The 21,788-nt window shown below is 68.8% G+C and carries 21 protein-coding genes and 1 tRNA gene; 11 read left to right on the top strand and 11 right to left on the bottom strand.

Going from position 1 to position 21,788, the window contains the following annotated elements:
* Positions 1–47: 47 nt before the first annotated feature.
* Positions 48–620 carry a hypothetical protein gene (locus OG984_RS27465; protein WP_328529259.1) on the top strand — a complete coding sequence of 191 codons (573 nt, stop codon included), beginning with the start codon at positions 48–50 and terminating at the stop codon, positions 618–620.
* A 108-nt stretch (positions 621–728) separates the two neighbouring features.
* Here the strand turns inward: OG984_RS27465 and lysA are convergent, their stop codons facing one another.
* Positions 729–2,114, bottom strand: a complete 1,386-nt coding sequence (gene lysA / locus OG984_RS27460) for a diaminopimelate decarboxylase (protein ID WP_328529258.1) — start codon at positions 2,112–2,114, stop codon at positions 729–731.
* Positions 2,114–3,778 (bottom strand): arginine--tRNA ligase, encoded by a 1,665-nt coding sequence (gene argS, locus OG984_RS27455; protein ID WP_328529257.1) that lies wholly within the window; start codon positions 3,776–3,778, stop codon positions 2,114–2,116. The genes lysA and argS overlap by 1 nt, the downstream gene beginning before the upstream one ends.
* Positions 3,779–3,864: 86 nt before the next feature.
* On the opposite strand from argS, the gene OG984_RS27450 reads away from it, so the two are divergent.
* Both OG984_RS27450 and OG984_RS27445 read left to right on the top strand, forming a co-directional pair.
* A tRNA-Arg gene (locus OG984_RS27450) sits at positions 3,865–3,937 on the top strand.
* 93 nt (positions 3,938–4,030) lie between these two features.
* Positions 4,031–4,576: an RNA 2'-phosphotransferase gene (locus OG984_RS27445; RefSeq protein ID WP_328529256.1), complete on the top strand. Its 546-nt coding sequence runs from the start codon at positions 4,031–4,033 to the stop codon at positions 4,574–4,576.
* Positions 4,577–4,588: 12 nt separating this feature from the next.
* Here OG984_RS27445 and OG984_RS27440 read toward each other — a convergent pair whose 3' ends face one another.
* Complete coding sequence (locus OG984_RS27440) at positions 4,589–4,795, bottom strand: DUF4287 domain-containing protein (protein WP_008362113.1); 207 nt, start codon at positions 4,793–4,795, stop codon at positions 4,589–4,591.
* A 135-nt stretch (positions 4,796–4,930) separates the two neighbouring features.
* Here OG984_RS27440 and OG984_RS27435 point away from each other — a divergent pair, with 135 nt between their 5' ends.
* The 3 genes from OG984_RS27435 (at position 4,931) to OG984_RS27425 (ending at position 6,268) form a co-directional block, all read left to right on the top strand.
* Complete coding sequence (locus tag OG984_RS27435) at positions 4,931–5,506, top strand: acetoacetate decarboxylase family protein (protein ID WP_328529255.1); 576 nt, start codon at positions 4,931–4,933, stop codon at positions 5,504–5,506.
* A gap of 81 nt (positions 5,507–5,587) precedes the next feature.
* The gene (locus OG984_RS27430; protein ID WP_328529254.1) at positions 5,588–5,935 is read left to right on the top strand and encodes a VOC family protein; all 348 of its coding nucleotides are present in this window, start codon (positions 5,588–5,590) and stop codon (positions 5,933–5,935) included.
* A gap of 54 nt (positions 5,936–5,989) precedes the next feature.
* Positions 5,990–6,268 carry a MazG-like family protein gene (locus OG984_RS27425; protein WP_328529253.1) on the top strand — a complete coding sequence of 93 codons (279 nt, stop codon included), beginning with the start codon at positions 5,990–5,992 and terminating at the stop codon, positions 6,266–6,268.
* Here the strand turns inward: OG984_RS27425 and OG984_RS27420 are convergent.
* Positions 6,265–7,026: a lysophospholipid acyltransferase family protein gene (locus OG984_RS27420; RefSeq protein ID WP_328529252.1), complete on the bottom strand. Its 762-nt coding sequence runs from the start codon at positions 7,024–7,026 to the stop codon at positions 6,265–6,267. The two genes, OG984_RS27425 and OG984_RS27420, sit on opposite strands and share 4 nt — an antisense overlap.
* Before the next feature lie 135 nt (positions 7,027–7,161).
* Here OG984_RS27420 and OG984_RS27415 point away from each other — a divergent pair, with 135 nt between their 5' ends.
* On the top strand, positions 7,162–8,010 hold the full coding sequence (locus OG984_RS27415) for an alpha/beta fold hydrolase (protein ID WP_328529251.1): 849 nt from the start codon (positions 7,162–7,164) through the stop codon (positions 8,008–8,010).
* Between the two features lie 3 nt (positions 8,011–8,013).
* Here OG984_RS27415 and OG984_RS27410 read toward each other — a convergent pair whose 3' ends face one another.
* Together OG984_RS27410 and OG984_RS27405 are read right to left on the bottom strand one after the other, a co-directional pair.
* Positions 8,014–8,952 (bottom strand): LCP family protein, encoded by a 939-nt coding sequence (locus OG984_RS27410; RefSeq protein ID WP_328532395.1) that lies wholly within the window; start codon positions 8,950–8,952, stop codon positions 8,014–8,016.
* Between the two features lie 5 nt (positions 8,953–8,957).
* Complete coding sequence (locus OG984_RS27405; RefSeq protein WP_328529250.1) at positions 8,958–9,635, bottom strand: hypothetical protein; 678 nt, start codon at positions 9,633–9,635, stop codon at positions 8,958–8,960.
* 220 nt (positions 9,636–9,855) lie between these two features.
* On the opposite strand from OG984_RS27405, the gene OG984_RS27400 reads away from it, so the two are divergent.
* Positions 9,856–13,605, top strand: a complete 3,750-nt coding sequence (locus OG984_RS27400; RefSeq protein WP_328529249.1) for a multifunctional oxoglutarate decarboxylase/oxoglutarate dehydrogenase thiamine pyrophosphate-binding subunit/dihydrolipoyllysine-residue succinyltransferase subunit — start codon at positions 9,856–9,858, stop codon at positions 13,603–13,605.
* 63 nt (positions 13,606–13,668) lie between these two features.
* Here OG984_RS27400 and OG984_RS27395 read toward each other — a convergent pair whose 3' ends face one another.
* Positions 13,669–15,840, bottom strand: coding sequence for an MMPL family transporter (locus tag OG984_RS27395; RefSeq protein WP_328529248.1), 2,172 nt, complete (start codon positions 15,838–15,840; stop codon positions 13,669–13,671).
* Positions 15,841–15,925: 85 nt separating this feature from the next.
* On the opposite strand from OG984_RS27395, the gene OG984_RS27390 reads away from it, so the two are divergent.
* Positions 15,926–16,612 carry a TetR/AcrR family transcriptional regulator gene (locus tag OG984_RS27390; protein WP_328529247.1) on the top strand — a complete coding sequence of 229 codons (687 nt, stop codon included), beginning with the start codon at positions 15,926–15,928 and terminating at the stop codon, positions 16,610–16,612.
* Between the two features lie 12 nt (positions 16,613–16,624).
* Positions 16,625–16,801, top strand: a complete 177-nt coding sequence (locus OG984_RS27385; protein ID WP_008362094.1) for a DUF6104 family protein — start codon at positions 16,625–16,627, stop codon at positions 16,799–16,801.
* 101 nt (positions 16,802–16,902) lie between these two features.
* On the opposite strand, the gene OG984_RS27380 is transcribed toward OG984_RS27385, so the two are convergent.
* Genes OG984_RS27380 through OG984_RS27370 form a run of 3 tightly spaced genes read right to left on the bottom strand, consistent with a single transcriptional unit; the run spans position 16,903 to position 19,376 of the window.
* Positions 16,903–17,106, bottom strand: a complete 204-nt coding sequence (locus OG984_RS27380) for a hypothetical protein (protein ID WP_328529246.1) — start codon at positions 17,104–17,106, stop codon at positions 16,903–16,905.
* Between the two features lie 26 nt (positions 17,107–17,132).
* Positions 17,133–18,257, bottom strand: a complete 1,125-nt coding sequence (locus OG984_RS27375; protein ID WP_328529245.1) for a fatty acid desaturase family protein — start codon at positions 18,255–18,257, stop codon at positions 17,133–17,135.
* 24 nt (positions 18,258–18,281) lie between these two features.
* Positions 18,282–19,376 carry a flavin reductase family protein gene (locus tag OG984_RS27370; protein ID WP_328529244.1) on the bottom strand — a complete coding sequence of 365 codons (1,095 nt, stop codon included), beginning with the start codon at positions 19,374–19,376 and terminating at the stop codon, positions 18,282–18,284.
* Positions 19,377–19,522: 146 nt separating this feature from the next.
* Here OG984_RS27370 and OG984_RS27365 point away from each other — a divergent pair, with 146 nt between their 5' ends.
* On the top strand, positions 19,523–20,158 hold the full coding sequence (locus OG984_RS27365; protein ID WP_328529243.1) for a TetR family transcriptional regulator: 636 nt from the start codon (positions 19,523–19,525) through the stop codon (positions 20,156–20,158).
* A 54-nt stretch (positions 20,159–20,212) separates the two neighbouring features.
* On the opposite strand, the gene OG984_RS27360 is transcribed toward OG984_RS27365, so the two are convergent.
* Complete coding sequence (locus OG984_RS27360; protein ID WP_328529242.1) at positions 20,213–21,742, bottom strand: MDR family MFS transporter; 1,530 nt, start codon at positions 21,740–21,742, stop codon at positions 20,213–20,215.
* Positions 21,743–21,788: the final 46 nt, after the last annotated feature.

Raw genomic sequence — 21,788 nt, 5'->3', positions numbered from 1 at the left:
CGGGAAGGCGAAACCGAATTTCCTGCTCTGCGCGGTTTGATGGGTGGGTGCTGTTCCCCAACGCCGACCTCGAACGCATCCGCACCGGCGACGTCGACCTCGCCTTCCGCCGCTGGAAACGGCCCATGCACGTCGCCGGCGGCCGCCAGCGCACCCGCATGGGCGTGGTCGAGTTCTTGTCTGTCTCACCGGTGTCCCCGGATTCGCTGACCGAGGACGACGCTCGCCGGGCGGGTACGACGCTCGCGGACCTGCTGGCGTTCCTGTCCCGCAAGGACGGCGAGGTCTACCGGATCGAGATGCACTTCGCCGGCGAGGACGAGCGTGTCGCCCTCCGCGCCAAGCGCCCGGGGAAGAAGGAGACCAAGGCGCTGGTCGCGAAGCTGGCCGACATGGACCGGCGCAGCCGCCGCGGCCCGTGGACCAGGGAGCACCTCGAGCTGATCGAGGCCCGGCCCGGCGAGCTGGCCGAGACCATCGCCGCCTCGATCGGCCGCGAGAAGAAGCCGTTCAAGGCCGACGTCCGCCGGCTCAAGGAGCTCGGTCTCACCGAGTCCCTCCCCGTCGGCTACCGGCTCTCGCCGCGTGGGCGGGCGGTGCTGCGGGCGCTGCGGGGCTGAGGGATGTTCATCTAGGTATGTAGCCGAACCGTCGCTTCCCTGGTGGAACTCCACGAGGGAAGCGACGGCTTGGCGACATACCTAGACGAACATCCCGCCCACGACGCCTCAACCCATGTCGGTGGCGAAGAGATCGGCCTCGGTCTCGCGCCGGACGATGACCCGCGACTCCCCGTCGCGGACCGCGACGACCGGCGGCCGCAGCGCGTGGTTGTAGTTGGAGGCCATCGAGCGTCCGTAGGCGCCGGTGCCGGGGACCGCGATCAGGTCACCGGGAGCGATGTCGGCAGGCAGGAACTCGTGCTTGACCACGATGTCGCCGGCCTCGCAGTGCTTGCCGACCACGCGGCCGAGCACGGGTCCGGCGGACGAGGCCCGCCCGGCGAGGGTGGCGGAGTAGTCGGCGTCGTAGAGAGCCGTGCGGATGTTGTCGCTCATCCCGCCGTCGACGCTCACGTAGGTGCGGGTGACGCCGCCGTCGAGGGCGACCTCCTTGACCGTGCCGACCGTGTAGACGGTGCACATCGACGGCCCGACGATCGCGCGGCCCGGCTCGATCGAGAGGTGCGGCACCGCGAGGCCGAAGCCGCGGCACTCGTGCTCGACGATCGCGGTGAGCTCCTCGGCCAGGGCCTTGGGCGTCGAGGGGTCGTCCTGGGTGGTGTAGGCGATGCCGAAGCCACCACCGAGGTCCATCTCGGGCAGCTCGGTGCCGAGCTCGTCGCGGATCCGCGCCTGCAGCGCCAGCACGCGCCGCGCGGCGACCTCGAACCCGGAGGAGTCGAAGATCTGGGAGCCGATGTGGGAGTGGAGCCCGCGCAGCTCGACGTTCGGGGCGGCCAGCAAGCGGCGTACGGCTTCGAAGGCATCGCCCGACGAGATCGAGAAACCGAACTTCTGGTCCTCGTGGGCGGTGGCGATGTACTCGTGGGTGTGGGCCTCGACGCCGGCGGTCACCCGCACCATCACGCGCGCGGTGATGCCGGTCTCGGCGGCGATCGCGGAGACCCGCTCGACCTCGGCGAAGGAGTCGACGATGATCCGCCCGACGCCCGCGACGATCGCCCGGCGCAGCTCCATCGGCGCCTTGTTGTTGCCGTGGTAGCCGATCTTCGCGGGATCGACCTCGGCGCGCAGCGCCACGGAGAGCTCGCCGTCGGAGCAGACGTCGAGGCAGAGCCCCTCCTGCGCCACCCAGCGCGCGATCTCGGTGCACAGGAACGCCTTGCCGGCGTAGTAGACGTCGTAGCCGGTGAAGGCGTCACGGAACGCGCGGGCGCGCTCGCGGAAGTCGACCTCGTCCAGGACGTACGCAGGCGTGTTGATGTTCGCGACCAGGTCGGGCACCGCGACACCCCCGACGGTGAGGACACCGTCGGTCTTCTCGGCCGTCGCCGACCACAGCGCGGGCACGAGGGCGTTGACGTCGTCCGGGGTCTTCAGCCAGACCGGGGAGGTGCCGGTGAACGATCCCGGCGAAGCGTGCGCCGTCATCACATCCGCTCCGGGGCGGAGACGCCGAGCAGGCCGAGGCCGTTGGCGAAGACGGTGCGGGCGGCCGAGACGAGGGCCAGCCGGGCGAGGTTGACGGGAGCCACCGGCTCGTCGCCCTTGGGCAGCATCCGGCAGTCGTCATCGTCGTACCAGCGGTGGAAGATCCCGGCGGTGTCCTCCAGGTAGCGGGCCACCCGGTGCGGCTCGCGCAGCTCGGCGGCGGTCGCGACCACGCGGGGCAGCTCGGCCAGCGCGCGCAGCAGCTCGCCCTCGCGCGCGTGGGTGAGCAGCGACGGGTCGAACGTGTCGAGGTCGATCGCCATACCGAGGTCGGCGGCGTTGGCCATCATCCGGCAGGTGCGCGCGTGGACGTACTGCACGTAGTAGACCGGGTTGGCGCTGTCGGCCTTGGCCCACAGGTCCAGGTCGATGTCGATGTTGGAGTCGCTGGAGTAGCGGGCCAGTGCGTAGCGAGCCGCGTCCACCCCGATCGCCTCGACGATGTCGTCGATGGTGACCACGGTGCCGGCGCGCTTCGACATCCGCATCGGCTGGCCGTCCTTGAGGAGGTTGACCATCTGGCCGATCAGGATCTCGAGGTTCTCGTGGGGCGTGTCGCCGAAGGCGGCGCACATCGCCATCATCCGGCCGACGTAGCCGTGGTGGTCGGCGCCCAGCATGATGAAGCAGCGGTCGAAGCCGCGCTCACGCTTGTCGAGGTAGTAGGCGAGGTCGCCGGAGAAGTAGGCGCCGTTGCCGTCGGCCTTGATGACGACGCGGTCCTTGTCGTCACCGAACTTCTCGGTGGCCAGCCAGATCGCGCCGTCCTTCTCGTAGACGTTGCCGAGCTCGCGGAGCTTCTCGATGGCGCGCTCCACGGCACCGGACTTGTGGAGGTTGTCCTCGTGGAAGTAGACGTCGAAGTCGACGTTGAAGTCGTGCAGGCTCTGCTTGATCTCGGCGAACATCAGGTCGACGCCGATCTCCCGGAAGACCTCCTGCGGGTCGTCGGCCTCCAGCGCCTCGGGGCGCTTGGCCAGAACCTGCTTGGCGATCTCCTCGATGTAGGCCCCGCCGTAGCCGTCCTCCGGCACCGGCTTGCCCTGCGCCCAGGCCAGGAGGCTGCGGGCGAAGCGGTCGATCTGGCCGCCGTGGTCGTTGAAGTAGTACTCCCGGGTCACCTCGGCGCCGGACGCCTCCAGGACGCGACCCAGCGCGTCGCCCACCGCGGCCCAGCGGACACCACCGAGGTGCAGCGGGCCGGTCGGGTTGGCGGAGACGAACTCCAGGTTGATGTTGTGACCCTTGAAGGAGTCGTTGTTGCCGTACGCAGCACCGGCGGCGACGATCTCGCCCGCCAGCTTGCCCTGGGCACCGGCTTCGACGGAGATGTTCAGGAACCCGGGACCGGCGATCTCGACGTCCGCGATCCCGTCGGTCGCCTTCAGCTTCTCGGCGACCTGCTCCCCCAGCGCGCGCGGGTTCATCCCCGCCTTCTTCGCCAGCTGCAGCGCCACGTTGGTGGCGTAGTCGCCGTGGCCCTTCTGCCTGGGTCGCTCCACCGTGACAGTGCTCGGCACGCCGTCGGGAAGGGTGATCGCACCCTCATCGACGAGCGCGGTGAGGACATCGACGACCGCGGTGGAAAGCTGCTCAGGAGTCACAAGGTCCAGCGTATAAGCGCCAGTCGGTTTCACCGTTATCCGTCCCAGCCTGTAGGGTTCCATCTGCACCGCTCAGGTGGTGCACTGCCTCCGTAGCTCAGGGGATAGAGCGCCGGTTTCCGGTACCGTAGGCCGCAGGTTCGATTCCTGCCGGGGGCACAGTTGAAACCGCTGGGTGACCAGCGGTTTCTTTCATTTTCGGCCGAAAACCGGCAGCGTACGGGGCCACCGGCATGCCACTCTGTGGCCAGCATGGACAAGACAGACGTACGCCGCTCGAAGCGGCTCTCACAGGTGCTCAGGCACCAACCCGGTTCCGTGGGCATCGAGCTGGACCCGCACGGCTGGGTCGATCTGTCCACTCTTCTCGATGCCCTCGCCGCCCACGGCTCCCCGATGACTCGCGATGACGTCGACCGAGTCGTACGCGGCAACGACAAGCAGCGCTTCGAGATCGACACGACGCTCGAGCGGATCCGTGCGAGGCAGGGACACACCGTCGAGGTCGACCTGGACCTCGCTCCCTCCGAACCGCCGGCGCTGCTCTTCCACGGCACACCGCGCGGCAACGTCGACTCGATCCACACCACCGGCCTCGACCGCCGTCAGCGGCATCACATACACCTCTCACCCGACCGCGATACCGCCGAGCGCGTTGGCGCCCGCCGCGGCGACTTCGTCGTCTTCCGGGTAGACGCGGCCAAGATGTACGCCGACGGGCTCGTCTTTTGGTGCACCGGCAACAACGTCTGGCTGACGGACGCGGTGCCTTCGACCTATCTCACGCTGGATCTCTGACGTACGTTCCGGTCACAGGCCCTCGGCGAGCGTGTGGGCGACGAGGGCGTTGGCGTGACCGTGGCCGAGGCCGTACTCGCTCTTGAGGTGGGCCACGATCTGCATGTGCTTGGTGATCCCGCAGGTGCGGATGATCTGCTGCCACTCCGCGATCGGGCGGCCGTACTTCTTCTCGATGGACGGGAAGTAGGAGGCGGGGCCCTTCACCTGGTCGGTCATCTCTGGTCTCCTTGGTAAACCGTGGCGACGATCGCCACACACCTACGCGTCGAACCATGCAGGACCGCTTCGACACGGACCACGACAAATATTCGGGAGACCCACGTGACCAGCTATCCCCCAGCCCCTTGGCACATGCACGGATCGATGTGGCTCTCGGTCTACCGGCTCGCTCACGACGTCGACGAGCGGCACCCGAAGGGGATCTACGCCGTCGCCCTGGTCGACTACACCGAGCCGAGCCCGCTGACCTACCACGAGCTCCTCTCCGCCCGGGTGATCACCGCGTCCAACGGGAAGAAGGCGGTGAGCGTGGTCGACATCTGGGTGGACTCCCCCGACTCCGTGGCCGGCGGCCGTACGTTGTGGGCGATCCCGAAGGGCCTGGCCAAGTTCAGCGGAGGGTCGTCCGAGAAGGGGCCGCTGGCGACCCACACCTGGGAGGCGAGCAACGACGACGGGCCGATCGCGACGGCCAGGTTCAACGACGTCACCCGGCTCGCGCCGCGCATCCCGATGCAGGGCAACGTCGAGCAGCCCGGCATCGAGGAGCACCCCGACACCGCGTGGCTCACCATGAAGGGCGGCGCCAAGCTCCTCCCCGCCCGCGGCACCTGGACGTTCGACCCCGACGGCCCCCTCGCCTACCTCCGCGACGCCACCAAGATCGGCTCCTTCCGCGGCAAGGGCTTCGAGGTCGACTTCGGCTGAGCCGGCTGCACAGCAGCGCTGCGCGGATTGCGAAGCAATCGCATCCAATGCTGTCGGTGGTCGCGAGTAGCGTCGACGGGCATGAATGCACTCCACATCGACTACCTCGAGCTCGCGGTCACCGACCTCCCGGGCTCGCGCACCTTCTACGAGTCCGCCTTCGGCTGGTCCTTCAACGACTACGGCGGGATGTACGCCGGGATCGTCGGGCCCGACGGCAAGGACGAGAACGGCGGGATGTACGCGTCGGAGACCCCGGTCGCGCCGCTCCCGCTGATCCGCACGACCGATCTGGAGGCCGCGGTGGCGGCTGTCGAGAAGGCCGGCGGGACGATCGCCGAGCCGCCCTACGACTACCCCGGCGGACGCCGGTTCATCTTCACCGACCCGTCCGGGAACCGGCTCGGCGTGTACCAGCCCGCGAAGTAGCCGCTAAACCTAAGGCTCGACCGAATTACGGGGACCGCCCTAGACTCCGACCGCATGACCGACGCTACGCCGGCTCTGCTCGCGTATCTGTCCCGGTGGCTCGACGAGTCCCGGGGCGATCGCGACGCGGAAGCCGTTCTCTGGGGGAGAGTCGCGAAGGTGAGCGAAGAGGCCGGCGAAGCCATCGCCGGACTGGTCGCAGCCACCGGGCAGGATCCCCGACTGAGCTCATTGCTGGGAAGCACCCACAGCTACGACGACGTCGTCGATGGGTTCCTCGACGTCGCCATCACCGCGATGACCGCGGTCGAGCACGCGGGCGCCCCCACCTAGGACTTCCGCTTCGCGGCCTTCCGCTGCGCCCGAAGCCGGCGCTCCTCGGCGTACATCGCCTCGGCCTCCTCCAGCGTGGGGGCCGAGCCGCCGTATGCCTTCGGCAGCCACCACGAGCCCGGGGGCTGCTCCTCGGCGGGGTGCGCCTTGATCAGCCGGTCGAGCATGGCCTCCATCTGCGACCGCAGCGCCGCGGTCTCGGCTGCCGGGTCCTCGCCGGTCACCGGCAGCGGCGGGCCGATCTCGATGCCGATCGTCTTGTGACGCGACAGGTCGACCTTCTGGCCCTTGGTCATGATCCGCTGGGTGCCCCACAGCACGACGGGGATCAGCGGGACGCCGGCGTCGGCGGCGATGCGTACGGTGCCGGTCTTGAGGTCCTTGATCAGGAACGAGCGCGAGATCGTGGCCTCGGGGAAGATCCCGACGACCTCGCCGTTCTGGAGGTATTCGACGGCCTTCTTCATCCCGGCCGCGCCGTAGCTGCGGTCGATCGGGATGTGGTGGAACGAGCGCATCACGGGGCCGCCGACAGGGTGGTCGAAGACCTCCTTCTTGGCGATGAACCGGGTCAGCCGGCCGCGCTCGGCGCCGGGGAACCCGGCCATGATGTAGTCGACGAAGGAGAGGTGGTTGATCGCCAGCAGGGCACCGCCCTTCTCGGGGATGTGCTCCGCGCCGGTCATGTTGATCTTGATGTCGCCGAGCTTGAACCAGGTGCGGGCCGCGGCGATCGTGACCGGATAGCTGATGTCCATGGGGCGAATCGTGTCACGTCGGCGTCAACACCGCCCGACTAGCCTCGCCGGTGTGAGCGAGCGCCAGCGAGTGAACCGAAAAAACAACACGCGACCGCGTCCGTATCCTGGCGCTCGCGCTACGGAGGTGGTCGCGTGAGCAGCCTTTACGTGACGACCACCGACGGGCTCCGGCTGGCCGTCACCGACTTCGGGTCTTCCGGTGACACCCGCCCGACGCTCGTCTGCGTCCACGGCTACCCCGACAACTCCAGCGTCTGGCTGCCGCTGGTGAGGATCCTGGGCGGTGAGCTGCGGATCGTGACCTACGACGTACGCGGCCACGGGAGCTCGCAGGCTCCGGCCACGCGCGACGGCTACCTGATCGAGCAGCTCAACGCCGACCTGGAGGCCGTCATCGACGCGGTCAGCCCGTCGGCGCCGGTGCACCTGCTCGCCCACGACTGGGGCTCGACCCAGACCTGGGAGGCGGTCGCCGGCAACGTACCGTCCGAGCGGATCGCGTCGTTCACCTCGATCTCGGGGCCGAGCCTCGACCAGGCCGGGGCCTGGCTGCGTACGCCCGGGAGGACCGCCCGCGGTGTCCTCCAGCGCCTCAAACAGGGTGTCGAGTCGACCTACATCGGCTTCTTCCAGGCGCCGCTGCTTCCCGAGCTCGCCTGGCGCTCCGGGGTCCTCGACCGGATCGTCGGCGGCTCCTCCGTCGACCGCACCCAGGCCGACCGGATCAACGGCCTCGAGCTCTATCGCGCCAACGCGATCGCCCGGATGGGTCGCCCGCAGCCGCGACCGGTCCACGTCCCGGTCCAGGTGATCGCGCCGATCGGCGACGCCTACGTCAGCCGCGCGCTCGCGGCCGAGGCCCCGAAGCCGTATGTGGCCGACCTGACGGTCCACGAGGTCAGGGGCTCGCACTGGGTGGTCGCCGACCACCCCGAGCGGATCGCGCCGCTGGTGCGCGACTTCGTCGCCGCGCACGAGTGAGGCTCAGCCGCGGCAGCCACGGTTGAGCCGGCCGTCGTGACGCGCATCCTTGCCCATCGCCCGAGCCGCCCCGACGTTGGGGAAGACGACACTCGCGGCGCCGGCGTTGCCGATCCCGCCGGGGACGACGCAGGTGCGGACCTTGCCGGGGTTGATCGCCGCGACCGCGTGGCCGAGCTGGTAGAGGTCGCGGCCGGAGAGGCCGGTGGTGTGCATCTTCCGCATCACCAGCGAGACGCCCTTGGCCATGAAGCCGACGTCGTTCTGCCGGGCGACGATCTTGCGGTGGATGCCGCGGATGACCCGCGACTGGTTGGCCGAGCGGTCGAAGTCACCGCCGGGCAGCGTCTTGCGGGCTCGCGCGAAGTCGACCGAGTGCGGTCCGTTGATGTGGATCCGGCCCTTCTTGAAGCCGTAGGGCGCGACGTACGGATCGCTGAAGGCGCGCGGGTTGTCGACGTCGACGCCGCCGATCCCGATCACCATGTCGCTCATGCCGGAGAAGGAGGTGACGAAGACGTACTGCGGCTGCACGCCGACCAGGTCGCCGACGGCGCGGCCCATCAGCTTCGGGCCGCCGTAGAGCAGCGCCGAGTTGATCTTGTCGCGCCCGTGGCCGGGGATGTTGACGTAGGAGTCGCGCGGGATGCTGATGTCGGTCGCGTATCCCGTGGAGGGGTTGAACCCGATCAGGTGCAGCGCGTCGCCGCGGGTCCGGGTGACCTTCTGGCCGGGGCGGGCGTCCGAGCCGACGGCCAGGACCCAGATCGTGCCGCCCTTGCGGGTGAACTTGGCGACGTCGAGGCCCTTGGCCCACTTGGTCGCGATCAGCTCGGCGCGCGGCTCGGCGACCTCGGCGTCGGGCACCAGGACGGCGGTCAGCGCCAGCACCACACCGAGCGCGAGCGTGGTCAGCAGGCGGCGGCGTACGAACTTCCTCATGCGGCTCACGACTCGTCTCCCGACGGGCTCGGCGAGGCGGAGGGCGCCGAGGACGGGTCCTGCGCCAGCTTCTCCTCGCGGGTGATGTTGAAGCCGAAGACGGCCCAGGAGGTCTCGGTCGGCACCATGTCGAGGCTGCCGCGGACGGTCTGGCGCGACTCGCGGTCACCGGTGGTGTCGTAGACCAGGCGGATCCGGGCGACCGCTCCGACCGGGTAGTTGTTGTTGGCCAGCAAGTCGACGTGGACGTCGCTGGAGACCACCTCGACCGCGTCGATCTGAGGGGCGATCGTGGCGTTGCTCATCAGGCTCATCTGCTTGCCCGCCTGGGCGATCGTGCCCTTGGAGAAGCCGGGGAACGACTTCGCGGTGAAGGTCGAGGTCGCGCGCGGGTAGTCACCACCGACGTACGCGGCCTGCAGCCACCGGTCGACGACCTTGGCCACGTTCGTGGCGACCGCCTGGCGCCGGCTCCGGGGGAATTTGCCCTGCACGTGGACGAGCTTCGCGGCCGATTTCACGCTCGGCGCGGGCACCGGCGACGAGGAGGGCGAGGCGGCCGGTTTGTCGGGCTCACCACCGCACCCGGCGAGCGCGAGAGTGCCGCTCAGGACCGCCGCCGTGAGTGCCGTCGCGACGCGTGGGCTGATCCGCCTACGGGGCTTCGTACTGCTGCTCGTCATGTGGGGAATCCACCTCATCGACCTGCTCCGGGACCGAGCCACCATACGCACAACGACCCGGGTTGCAACTTCCCCCGGCGGATAACGCAAGATGTGGGACGGATTACATCCTGTCCACAGGGAGAGCCTGCATCGGGCATTTGCGTGTTCGTGGGGATAGCCTTGCCCGTGGGCAACCCATTTCTTACAGTGCGAAAATTCGGAAGAGGCGAATCAAGCCGTGTCCTCAGGCACCCCGTCCCCCAACACTGCCGACATCCCCGCGGAATTCGGCGCCAACGAGTGGCTGGTCGAGGAGATGTACGACCAGTACACGAAGGATCCGAGCAGTGTTGACCCCGTGTGGGTGAAGTTCTTCGAGACCAACGGACAGCCTGGCGCGTCGCCGAACGGGGCCACCGCGGCCCCGGCCACGCCTGCTGCCAAGTCTCCGGTCCCGACCGCTCCGGCCGACGCTCCGGCCAACGCGCCCGCGCCGACCACCCCCGCCTCGACCGAGGCGCCGGCCGCCAAGGCGGCTCCGGCCCCCAAGGCCAAGCCGCGCCCGGACGCCCAGGCCGCCGAGCCGGCCAAGGGCACCGCGACGCCCACCCCGAAGGACGCCCCGAAGCCGACCGCCGTCGCCGTCACCGACGAGCCGACCTACACCACGCTGCGCGGCATCCCCGCCGCCACGGCCAAGAACATGGACGTGTCGCTCTCGGTGCCGACCGCGACCTCCGTGCGCAACATGCCGGTCAAGCTGCTGTGGGACAACCGCACCGTCATCAACAACCACCTCAAGCGCGCCCGCGGCGGCAAGGTCTCCTTCACCCACCTCATCGGCTACGCCATCATCAAGGCGATCAAGGCGATGCCGGCGATGAACAACACCTACGCCGAGATCGACGGCAAGCCCACGATGGTCACCCCGCCGCACATCAACCTCGGCCTGGCCATCGACCAGCAGAAGAAGGACGGCACCCGCCAGCTCGTCGCTCCGTCCATCAAGGGCTGCGAGCTGATGGACTTCGCCGGCTTCTGGACCGCCTACGAGGACATCGTCCGCAAGGCCAAGGACAACAAGCTGTCCATGGCCGACTACTCCGGCACCACGGTCAGCCTGACCAACGTCGGCGGCATCGGCACCAACAACTCGGTGCCGCGGCTGATGCAGGGCCAGGCCGCGATCATCGGCGTCGGCTCGATGGACTACCCGCCCGAGTTCCAGGGTGCCTCCCCCTCGAAGCTCGCCCAGAACGCGGTCTCGCGGATCATGACGATGACCTCGACGTACGACCACCGGGTCATCCAGGGCGCGCAGTCGGGTGAGTTCCTGGCCACCGTGCACAAGCTCCTGCTCGGCGAGAACGACTTCTACGACGAGATCTTCGCGTCGCTGCGGATCCCCTACGAGCCGATCCGCTGGAACCAGGACATCGACACCACCCACGACGACCAGATCTCCAAGCAGGTCAAGGTCGGCGAGATCATCCACGCCCACCGCGTGCGTGGTCACATGATGGCCGACACCGACCCGCTGGAGTACAAGCAGCGTTCGCACCCCGACCTGCAGATCGAGTCGCACGGGCTGACCCTGTGGGACCTCGACCGCGAGTTCCCGGTCGGCTCCTTCGCCGGCGGCCGCAAGCCGTTCATGAAGCTGCGCGAGATCCTCGGTGTCCTGCGTGACTCCTACGTCCGCACGACCGGCATCGAGTACATGCACATCCAGGACCCCGAGCAGCGCCGGTGGATCCAGGACCGCGTCGAGCGGCCCTACGACAAGACCCCGCGCCAGGAGCAGCTCCGGATCCTGTCGAAGCTCAACGAGGCCGAGGCCTTCGAGACCTTCCTGCAGACGAAGTTCGTCGGTCAGAAGCGCTTCTCCCTCGAGGGCGGCGAGACCGCGATCCCGGTCATCGACGAGGTATGCGAGGCCGCTGCCGAGGCCGGTCTGGACGAGGTCACGATCGGTATGGCCCACCGCGGTCGCCTCAACGTGCTCGCCAACATCGTCGGTAAGTCCTACAACCAGATCTTCCGCGAGTTCGAGGGCAACATCGACCCACGCACGGTCCAGGGCTCCGGCGACGTGAAGTACCACCTCGGTGCCGAGGGCGAGTTCCTCTCCGACCTGGGCGACACGATCAAGGTCTCCGTGGCCGCGAACCCGTCCCACCTCGAGACCGTAGACCCGGTCCTGGAGGGCATCGCCCGCGCCAAGCAGGACGTGCTCGACCAGGGCGCGGTCTTCCCGGTCCTGCCGCTGCTGGTCCACGGTGACGCCGCCTTCGCCGGCCAGGGTGTGGTCGCGGAGACGCTCAACCTGTCCCAGCTGCGTGGCTACCGCACCGGTGGCACCGTCCACCTGGTCATCAACAACCAGGTCGGGTTCACCACCTCGCCGGGCTCCTCCCGCTCCTCGCTCTACGCGACCGACGTCGCGCGGATGGTCCAGGCGCCGATCTTCCACGTGAACGGCGACGACCCGGAGGCCTGCGTGCGGGTCGCGCGGCTCGCCTTCGAATACCGCCAGGCGTTCAACAAGGACGTCGTCATCGACCTCATCTGCTACCGCCGTCGCGGTCACAACGAGGGCGACGACCCGTCGTTCACCCAGCCGATGATGTACGACCTGATCGAGCAGAAGCGATCGGTCCGCAAGCTCTACACCGAGTCGCTGATCGGTCGTGGTGACATCACGATCGAGGAGGCGGAGCAGGTGCTGGCCGCCTACCAGGCCCGCCTGGAGCAGGTCTTCACCGAGGTCCGCGAGGCCGACAAGATGCCGCAGGCCTGGGAGACCGTCCCGGACTACCCGGAGAAGCCTGCCGGCGAGACCGTCACCGCGATCACCACCGACGTGCTGAAGCGGATCGCCGATGCGTACGTCACCCCGCCGGAGGGCTTCACCGTCCACCCGAAGGTGATGCCGCAGCTGCAGCGTCGTGCCACCGCGATCACCGAGGGCAACATCGACTGGGGCACCGGCGAGATCCTCGCCTTCGGTTCGCTCCTGCTCGACGGCCGTCCGGTGCGCCTGGCCGGTCAGGACTCGCGACGCGGCACCTTCGCCTCGCGCTTCGCGACCATCATCGACCGCAAGAACGCCGATGAGTGGACCCCGCTCAACAACCTGACCGAGGAGCAGGCGAAGTTCTACGTCTACGACTCGCTGCTCTCCGAGTACGCCGCCCTCGGCTTCGAGTACGGCTACTCGGTCGCGCGTCCCGAGGCTCTGGTCATCTGGGAGGCGCAGTTCGGTGACTTCGTCAACGGCGCCCAGTCGGTGATCGACGAGTACATCTCGGCCGGCAAGACCAAGTGGGGCCAGGACTCCGGCGTCGTGCTGCTGCTGCCGCACGGCTACGAGGGCCAGGGCGCCGACCACTCCTCGGCGCGCATCGAGCGGTTCCTCACCCTGTGCGCCGACGAGGCCATGGTGGTGGCTCAGCCGTCGACCCCCGCGTCCTACTTCCACCTGCTGCGTACGCACACGCTCGGTGCCGAGCACCGTCCGCTGATCGTCTTCACCCCGAAGTCGATGCTGCGCCGCAAGGAGGCCGCCTCGCAGCCGGCCGACTTCACCTCGGGCTCGTTCCAGCCGGTCATCGGCGACTCCGAGGCGGACGCCTCGAAGGTCAAGACCGTGCTGGTCGTCTCCGGCCGCCTGACCTGGGACCTCGCCGTCGAGCGCAAGAAGCGGAGCCGCGAGGACGTCGCGATCATCCGCGTCGAGCAGCTCTACCCGTGGCCGACCGAGCAGCTCGCCGCCGAGCTCGCGAAGTACCCCGACGCCAAGGTCAAGTGGGTCCAGGACGAGCCCTACAACCAGGGCCCGTGGCCGAGCTACTACCTCAACGTGGTTCCCGAGCTGGGTCGCGAGGTCGAGCCGATCACCCGCCCGGCCTCCTCCACCACCGCCGTCGGCACCATCAAGCGGCACACGGTCGAGCAGAAGGAGCTCATCGAGCGCGCCTTCGCCTGATCCCCGGATCAACCCAACGCCGAGTCGGCGCGTTCTAACGCGCCGACTCGGCGTGGTTTTTGCTCAGACGGGGACCGGGACCGGCTCCTCGCTGAGCCCGACCTTGCGGTGCAGGCGGCGCAGCGGGCGCGGCGCCCACCAGGCGGCCTCGCCGAGCATCCGCATGGCGGCGGGCAGGAGGACGCCGCGGATCAGGACCGCGTCGATGAGGATCGCCAGCCCGACGCCGAGCCCGAAGAACTTCATGAAGCTGACCTCGCTGACCATGAAGGCGAAGAAGCTGGTCGCGATCAGGGCGGCGGCCGTGGTGACGATCCGACCGGTGTGGGCCAGCCCCTGCACGACCGCGTCGACGTTGCCCAGGCCGCGCCGGCGCATCTCGGTGATCCGGCCGAGCACGAACACCTCGTAGTCCATCGACAGCCCGAACGCGATGACCAGCAGCAGCACGACCATCGAGACGTTGAGCGGCATCGCGGTGAAGCCGAGGAGATCGGCGCCCAGACCCTCCTGGAAGATCACCACGGTCGTGCCGACGGTCGCTCCCAGGCCGATGACGTTGAGCACCAGCGCCCGTAGCGGCTGGATCAGGCTGCCGGTGAACAGGAACAGGATCACCACCATCGCGATCGCGAGCCCGCCGACGGCGTACGGCAGCTTCGCGCCGATCGCGTCCAAGGAGTCCAGCAGCTCCGCGGCGCCACCACCGACGAGCGCCGTCGTTCCCTCCGGCGTCGGGACGGCGCGTACGTCACGGACCAGGTCACGTGCCTCCTCGGACTGGCGATCGAGCTGGTTGACGACGGCGAGCTCGTCCGCGCCGTCGCCCGGCGGAAGGGCCGGGGTCTCCGAGACGAGCGCACCCTCGGCGTACGTCCCGACGCGGGTGTCGACGCGGTCGACGTCGTCGACCAGCGAGAGGTCGGCGGCGTACGTCGCCAGGCTCTCGTCGTCGACGGTCGAGGTGGTCACCACGCGGATGGGGCTGGTGCCGTCGCCGCCGAACTCGTCACGGAGCAGGTCGCCGGCCTGGCGGCTCCCGGCGGACGTCTGCAGGACCCTGTCGTCGGGAGTGCCGAACTCGATGCCCGCCAGGGGCGCGGCCATCGCGAGCAGTACGGCCACGACGGGGAGCGCGACCCAGGGCCGCCGGGTGACGAAGCCGGCCAGGCGGGTCCAGAACGGAGCCGCACCACCGCGGAGACCACGCACACCCGGGACGCGGAGGGCGTCGATCCGGTCGCCGAGGAGGGTGATCGTGGCGGGGAGCAGCACCACCGCGACGACGGCGGTGATGACCATGACCCCGATCCCGGCGTACGCCGAGGAGCGCAGGAAGTAGAGCGGGAAGACGAGCAGCGAGGCCAGTGAGACGGCGACCGTGGTGGCGCTGAAGACGATGGTCCGGCCGGCCGTCTCCACCGCGCGGACGACCGCGTCGGCGTGGCTCACCCCGGCGGCCCGCTCCTCACGGACCCTTGCCACCATCAGCAGGCCGTAGTCCACCGCCAGGCCCAGGCCGAGGCCCGTCGTCAGGTTGAGGGCGTAGATCGAGACGTCGGTGAAGTTGCCGAGCACCGACAGCTCCGCGAAGGTGCCGGCGATGGCGAACCCGCCGACCCCGATCGTCACGAAGGCAGCGACGACGTTGCCGAAGGCGAGGACCAGCAGCGCGATCATCAGGGGGATCGCGATCGCCTCGGCGAGACCGAGGTCGGCGCCGATCTGGGTGCCGACCTCCTCGAAGATCGCGAGCTGGCCACCGACGTGGACGGTCGTGGCGCCGTCACTCGTGGTGTCGTCGGTGTAGCGATCGATCACCGCGGCGGCGTCGATGCCGTCGGGGTCCTTGGCACCGACCGAGATCAGCCCGTGGGCGCCGTCGTCCGAGACCATGCCCGGCCCGGGCGCATCGAGGTAGGAGACGACGTCGGTCAGGTCGTCGTCGGCTCGGAGGCGGTCGACGAGCGCCTGGGCGTCCTTCGCGGCGGCACCCTCCGTCACCTTGCCGGCGTCGGCGCTGACGGTCAGGAGGAAGCCGGCCTCGTTGCCGAAGCCCTCCTCCAGCGCGGTGGCCGCGCGGCTGCTCTCCGAGGCGGGGTCGTCGAAGCCGGCGTCGTCGAGCTTGCCGAAGGCCGAGGTGGCCAGGTAGATCGCGCCGAGGAGGGCGATCAGGCCGATCACCAGGACCCGGCGCGGATTTCGCACCACAAGGGTGCCGAGTCGGTGGAACATGATTCCTCCAGAGGAATGTGTGCAGGCGTAAACTTTGTAGGTGTTAACTTTCCCTTCGATGTGGGCAGGTGTCAACATGAATTCCGTGAAATCCTCAGAGAGCTCGGACGAGGCCACCCGGCCCTACCATCACGGCGACCTCCGCAACGCACTGGTCGAGGCGGCCGCGGCACTCGCCGAGGAGGGCGGCCCGGACGCGGTGACCATCCGCGCCGCGGCACGGGCGGTCGGGGTGACCCCGACCGCGACCTACCGCCACTTCGCCAACCAGGCCGACCTGCTCCACGCCGCCAAGCACGAGGCCATGGACCGGCTGGCCGCGACGATCCTCGACCTCCTGGCCGCCGAGAAGCCGGCTTCACACCCGGCCGAGGCCGCCGTGCAGCGCCTCGCCGCAGCAGGCCGGGGCTACGTCCACTTCGCACTCGCCCAGCCCGGTCTCTTCCGCACCGCGTTCCTGCGCCCCCACACCGGCGAGGAGCACCCCCACGAGGAGATGTCCGCGATCCTCGCAGAGGCCCCGCCGTACGCCTTCCTGACCACGGCCCTCGACGACCTGGTCGAGGCCGGCTGGCTGGCCTCCGAGCTCCGCCCGAACGCCGAGACGGCGGCCTGGTCCACGGTCCACGGTCTCGCGGTCCTGTTCATCGACGGCCCCTACCGTGTCTGCCCCGACGCCGAGCGCGACCAGCTCATCAACGTCACCCTCGGCATGGTCGTGCGCGGCCTGTCCGGCGGCCCGGCCTCCGACTCACCGCTGAACGCAGAATGAAAGACTGAGCCCATGTACTTCACCGACCGCGGCATCGAGGAGCTCGTCACCCGTCGGGGCGACGAGGAGGTCACCCTCGCCTGGCTGGCCGAGCAGCTCCAGGCCTTCGTCGACGTACACCCCGAGCACGAGACGGCGATCGAGCGGCTCGCCACCTGGCTGGCCCGCCTCGACGACCCCGAGGACTGACGCCCGGCCGAGTCCGTAGTTCTGGCGGACGAGAAATCAGTTGTGGGCGACGAAACTGGAGTTTCGTCGCCCACAACTGCAGACTCGGCCGCCAGAACTACCTATTCGGCGTGGTCTTGTTCGGCTCGCTTGGCCGCGGCGCGGAGCTCGAACAGCTCGGTGGCCAGGCCGCCGATGGCGCCGGCCACGTCACGTACGGCGCCGGTGATGATGACCGCCACCTGTCCGACGGTGGTGGCCGTGACCTCGACGGCGCTCTGCGCGACATCCTTGCGGATCTCGTTCTTGCTCAGATCTGGTGCCATGACCACCCATTGTGGCCGGTCATCCGTCATGCCGCGACCCCCTCGAGGGCGGGAGTCGCCTCGACACCGTCGGCAGCCGGGCGCTTGCGGTCGGGGAGGGCGTACCGGCAGATCTTCTTGAAGACGCCCCACAGCTGCTTGTGCAGCGGACCGGTGTTGTAGGCGAGTCCATAGCGCGAGCAGATCTCGCGGACCTCCTCGGCGATCTCCGGGTAGCGGCGTGCGGGCAGGTCGGGGAAGAGGTGGTGCTCGATCTGGTGGGACAGGTTGCCGGACATGATGTGGAAGATGCGGCCGCCGGTGATGTTGGCCGAGCCGAGGAGCTGGCGGTAGTACCAGTGACCCTGGGTCTCGTTCTCGCACTCCTCCTGCGAGAAGGAGGCGACGCCGGCCGGGAAGTGGCCGCAGAAGATGATGTTGAACGCCCAGATGTTGCGTACCAGGTTAGCCACACCGTTGCCGAGGAACGTCAACGGTGCGAGCGGACCAGTCAGCAGCGGGAACAGGACGTAGTCCTTCAGTGCCTGACGCTTGACCTTCTTCATCAGGCCACGGTGCAGCTCGGCGTTGTCGGAGAACGTGCGCTTGCCCGCGACGAGGTTCTCGACCTCGAGGTCGTGCATCGCGACGCCCCACTCGAAGAAGATCATCAGCAGGAAGGCGTAGACCGGGTTGCCGAGGAAGTAGGGGTGCCACTTCTGGTCCTCGTCCATCCGCAGGATGCCATAGCCGATGTCGCGGTCCTTGCCGAGGACGTTGGTGAAGGTGTGGTGGATGTAGTTGTGGGAGTACTTCCACTGGTCGGAGGGGCAGACGTTGTCCCACTCGAACATGCGCGAGTTGAGGTCGGGGTCGCCCATCCAGTCGTACTGGCCGTGCATGACGTTGTGCCCGATCTCCATGTTGTCGAGGATCTTGGAGATCGACAGACAGGCGACGGCCGGGACCCAGCCGATCACGGGCAGGTAGAAGAGCGCGCGGCCGGCGATCTCGAAGGCTCGCTGCTTCTTGACGATGTCATAGATGTACGCCGAGTCCTTCTCGCCCAGGTCGGCGACGATCCGCTGGCGGATGGCGTCCATCTCCTGGCCGAAGGCTTCGAGCTCCTCGGCGGAGAGGCGGCGGTTGCCGGTGTTCTCAACGGTGGTCATGGGGGTGTCTCCTTGGAGGAATCGTCAGAGGTCCACGGAGCAGTCGCCCTCGGGCGTGCTCACGCAGATCCGGATCTGTTCGTCGGGGAGCTCGGAGGTCTCGCCGGTCAGGATGTTGCGGACCCGTCCGGAGCTCTTGTTGGTGGTGCAGGAGAAGCAGATCCCCATCCGGCAGCCGGACTCGGGGGTCAGCCCCGCGGCCTCGGCCTGGTCGAGGATCGTGGCGCCGTCGTTGCCGACGGTCTTGCCGGTGCGCGCGAACTCCATCTCGCCGCCGGCCACACCGGCGGTCTTCGGCGGCTTGAAGTACTCCACCTTCAGCGACTCGGTGCCGGCGTACGCAGCCTGGGCCGCCTCGATGAGCGACGCCGGCCCGCAGGCCCACGTCGGCAGGTCCCGATATCCCGGGACCAGCTTCGAGAGCAGCGCCGGGGAGAGGTAGGGCGCCCCGTCGGCGGTGTGGAGGAGGTGCAGGTCGACGCCGTGGCCCTGATGCCGGATCTCCTCGAGCTCCTCGGCGAAGATCTGGCGGTCGGCGCTGGGCGCCCAGTGCAGGAAGGTGACCTTGCCCCGGTGCGTACGCCGCTGGAGGGAGCGCAGCATCGACATCACCGGGGTGATGCCGGAGCCACCCGAGATCAGGACGATGTGCTCGGGCACGCGGTCGGGAAGGACGAAGTCGCCCTCGGCCTGGGACAGGTGCACCAGGGTGCCGACGGTGGCGCGCTCGGTCAGGTACTTGGAGATGCTGTAGGGGGTCGCGTGCTCGTCGTCGTGAGCACGCACCGTGATGGTGAGCGGCTCGCCGGCCTTGCCCTCGGTGTTGGAGACGGTGAAGACGCGGGTGGTGCGCCGCCCCTCCCCCGTGTCGATGCCGACACTGACGTGCTGGCCGGCGCGGTGACCGCGCCAGGTCGAGGTGGGCTGGAGCGTCACGGTCGCCACCCGGGGCGCGCCGGGCGCGCTGACCTCCGGGTGGATGTCGGTGATGCGGGCCCGCACCTCGTGCGCGGCCAGCATCGGGTTGATCTGGGTCAGGTAGCGGTCGATGCCGTGCGGGGAGGCGAGCGCCGCAACCGTGCGGGAGCGGAGGATCCGGCCGCCGAGGTCGAGTGCCATGTGTTTCGCCTTTCAGTGAACATCTGTACACCGATAACGATGGCGGGTCACCACAACCCGCGTCAAGACACGACGCACGTGGTCCAGATCACGGTGTACAGGTGTGCACCTGACGCCTCGACGGCCTCTGCCCCTAGGATGGTCTGGTGATCGAGACGGGTGCGGAGCCGGAGAGCCGTGCGGAGCGCAAGCTCCGGACCCGGCGAGCGATCCTGGACGCGACGCTGGAGCTGTGCTCAGACAGCTCGCTGACCGCGCTCTCACTGCGCCAGGTCGCCAAGCAGGTCGGCATCGTGCCGACCGCGTTCTACCGCCACTTCGACTCCATCGAGTCGCTCGGGCTGGCCCTGGTCGAGGAGTCCTTCGACTCGCTGCGCGACCTCTTCCGCGACGTACGCCGCAACGCTCAGGCCGACAAAGATATCGTCGACGGCTCGATCGACGCCCTCGTCGACCACGTCCACCGGCGCCGCAACCACTTCGGGTTCATCGCCCGCGAGCGGGTCGCCGGGCCGCGCTCGGTGCGCGAGGCCATCCGGCGCGAGATCGAGCTCTGCGAGCGCGAGCTCGCCACCGACCTGGCTCTGATGACCGGCACCGACACGTGGACGGCCAAGGACCTGCACGTGCTCTCGTCGCTGTTCGTGACGGTCCTGGTCGCCACCGCGGAGCAGATCCTCGCCACCACCCGCCCCGAGCAGGAGGAGCAGATCATCGCCACCGTGCGTACGCAGCTGAGGATGTTGCTGGTCGGGGTCTACCAGTGGCGCTCGGAGCCGTAGGAATACCCGGTTAACCGGGTATTCCTACAGAGGCATACGACCGCCGCCCACGCCTCAGCAGCCGCAGACCGCAGGCTCGCGCCCGTGCTCGCACAGCTCAGCGAGCTCGGCGTCGAGATCCGCGGCAGGCTCCTCAGCGGCCCCGTCAGCAGACTCCTCGTGTCCTTCGGCCCGAGCAGGCAGCAGGATGGCCATCACGACGACGATCAGAGCCAGCGCGGCGCTGACGAGGAACGCGGCCTGCAGGCCGCTCACCTGGGCCGCGACCGCGCCGACCTCGTCGACGACCTGGTCGCTGCGTACGGACATCACGGTGACCGCCAGGGCGGTGCCGAACGCGGCCGCGACCTGCTGGAGCGTGCCCAGGATCGAGGAGCCGTGGGAGTAGAGGTGGGACGGCAGAGACCCGAGACCCAGCGTGAAGACCGGGGTGAAGGCCGCGGCGAGGCTGACCATCAGGACCAGGTGGAGCACCAGCACGAACCAGTAGGGCGTGGTCAGCGAGATCTGCGAGAGACCGGCGAGGGCGGCGACGATGCCGATGGAGCCCGGGATGACGAGCACCCGGCCACCGTACGTGTCGAAGATCCGTCCCACGGTCGGCCCGAGCAGACCCATCGCGAGACCGCCCGGCATCACCAGAAGACCGGTGTAGAGCGGCGAGAGCCCGCGCACGGTCTGCAGGTAGAGCGGCAGCAGGATCATCGAGCCCATCATCGCCAGGAACGCGATCGCCATCAGGACCAGCGACTTGGTGAAGGTCGAGTGCAGGAAGGCGCGCAGGTCCAGGAGCGGCGAGCCGACGCGCTGCAGCCGGAGCTGACGGAGCACGAACCCGAGGATCAGCACCGCGCCGGCGGCCGCGATGAGCAGCGGAAGCCCGACCTCACCCTCGGCGAACCGGCTCAGTCCGTAGACGAGCGAACCGAAACCGAGCGCGGCGATGACCACGGAGGCCCAGTCGACGCTCGACTCCGCGGGCTCGTTGACGTTCTCCAGGCGGCGCAGGCCGGACCAGGCGACGACGACGGCGATCGGCAGGACCAGCAGGAAGAGCAGCCGCCACGAGCCGAAGCCCAGGATCAGGCCGGAGAGCGTCGGCCCGAGGGCCGGCGCGACCGAGATGGCCATGGTGACGTTGCCCATCACCCGGCCGCGGTCGCTCTCGTCGACCACCGTCATCAGCGTGGTCATGAGCAGCGGCATCATCACCGCGGTGCCGGCGGCCTGGATGACCCGGCCGGCGAGCAGGATCCCGAAGACCGGCGCGATCGCCGAGAGCACGGTGCCGGCGATGAAGACCCCCATGGCGGTGGCGTACGCCGTCCGGGTCGTCACCCGCTGCAGGAACCAGCCGGTCACCGGGATCACCGAGGCCATGGTCAGCATGAACGCGGTCGAGACCCACTGAGCGGCATGCTCGGTGACCCCGAAGCTGTTCATCAGGTTCGGGATCGCGTTGAGCATGATCGTCTCGTTGAGGATCACCACGAAGGTGGCCAGCACGAGCAGGGTGATGACGGCAGGCGTACGCCGCTTCTCACCGTCGAGTGGACGATGTGACGTTGTGACGGCAGCAGTCATGACGAGTTCCTCGGGTCGTACGCAGGGGCCCGGTGCCACCCGCTCT

Source organism: Nocardioides sp. NBC_00368 (assembly GCF_036090055.1).
Taxonomy (GTDB): Bacteria; Actinomycetota; Actinomycetes; order Propionibacteriales; family Nocardioidaceae; genus Nocardioides.
This window is presented reverse-complemented; position numbering and strand designations above follow the sequence as displayed.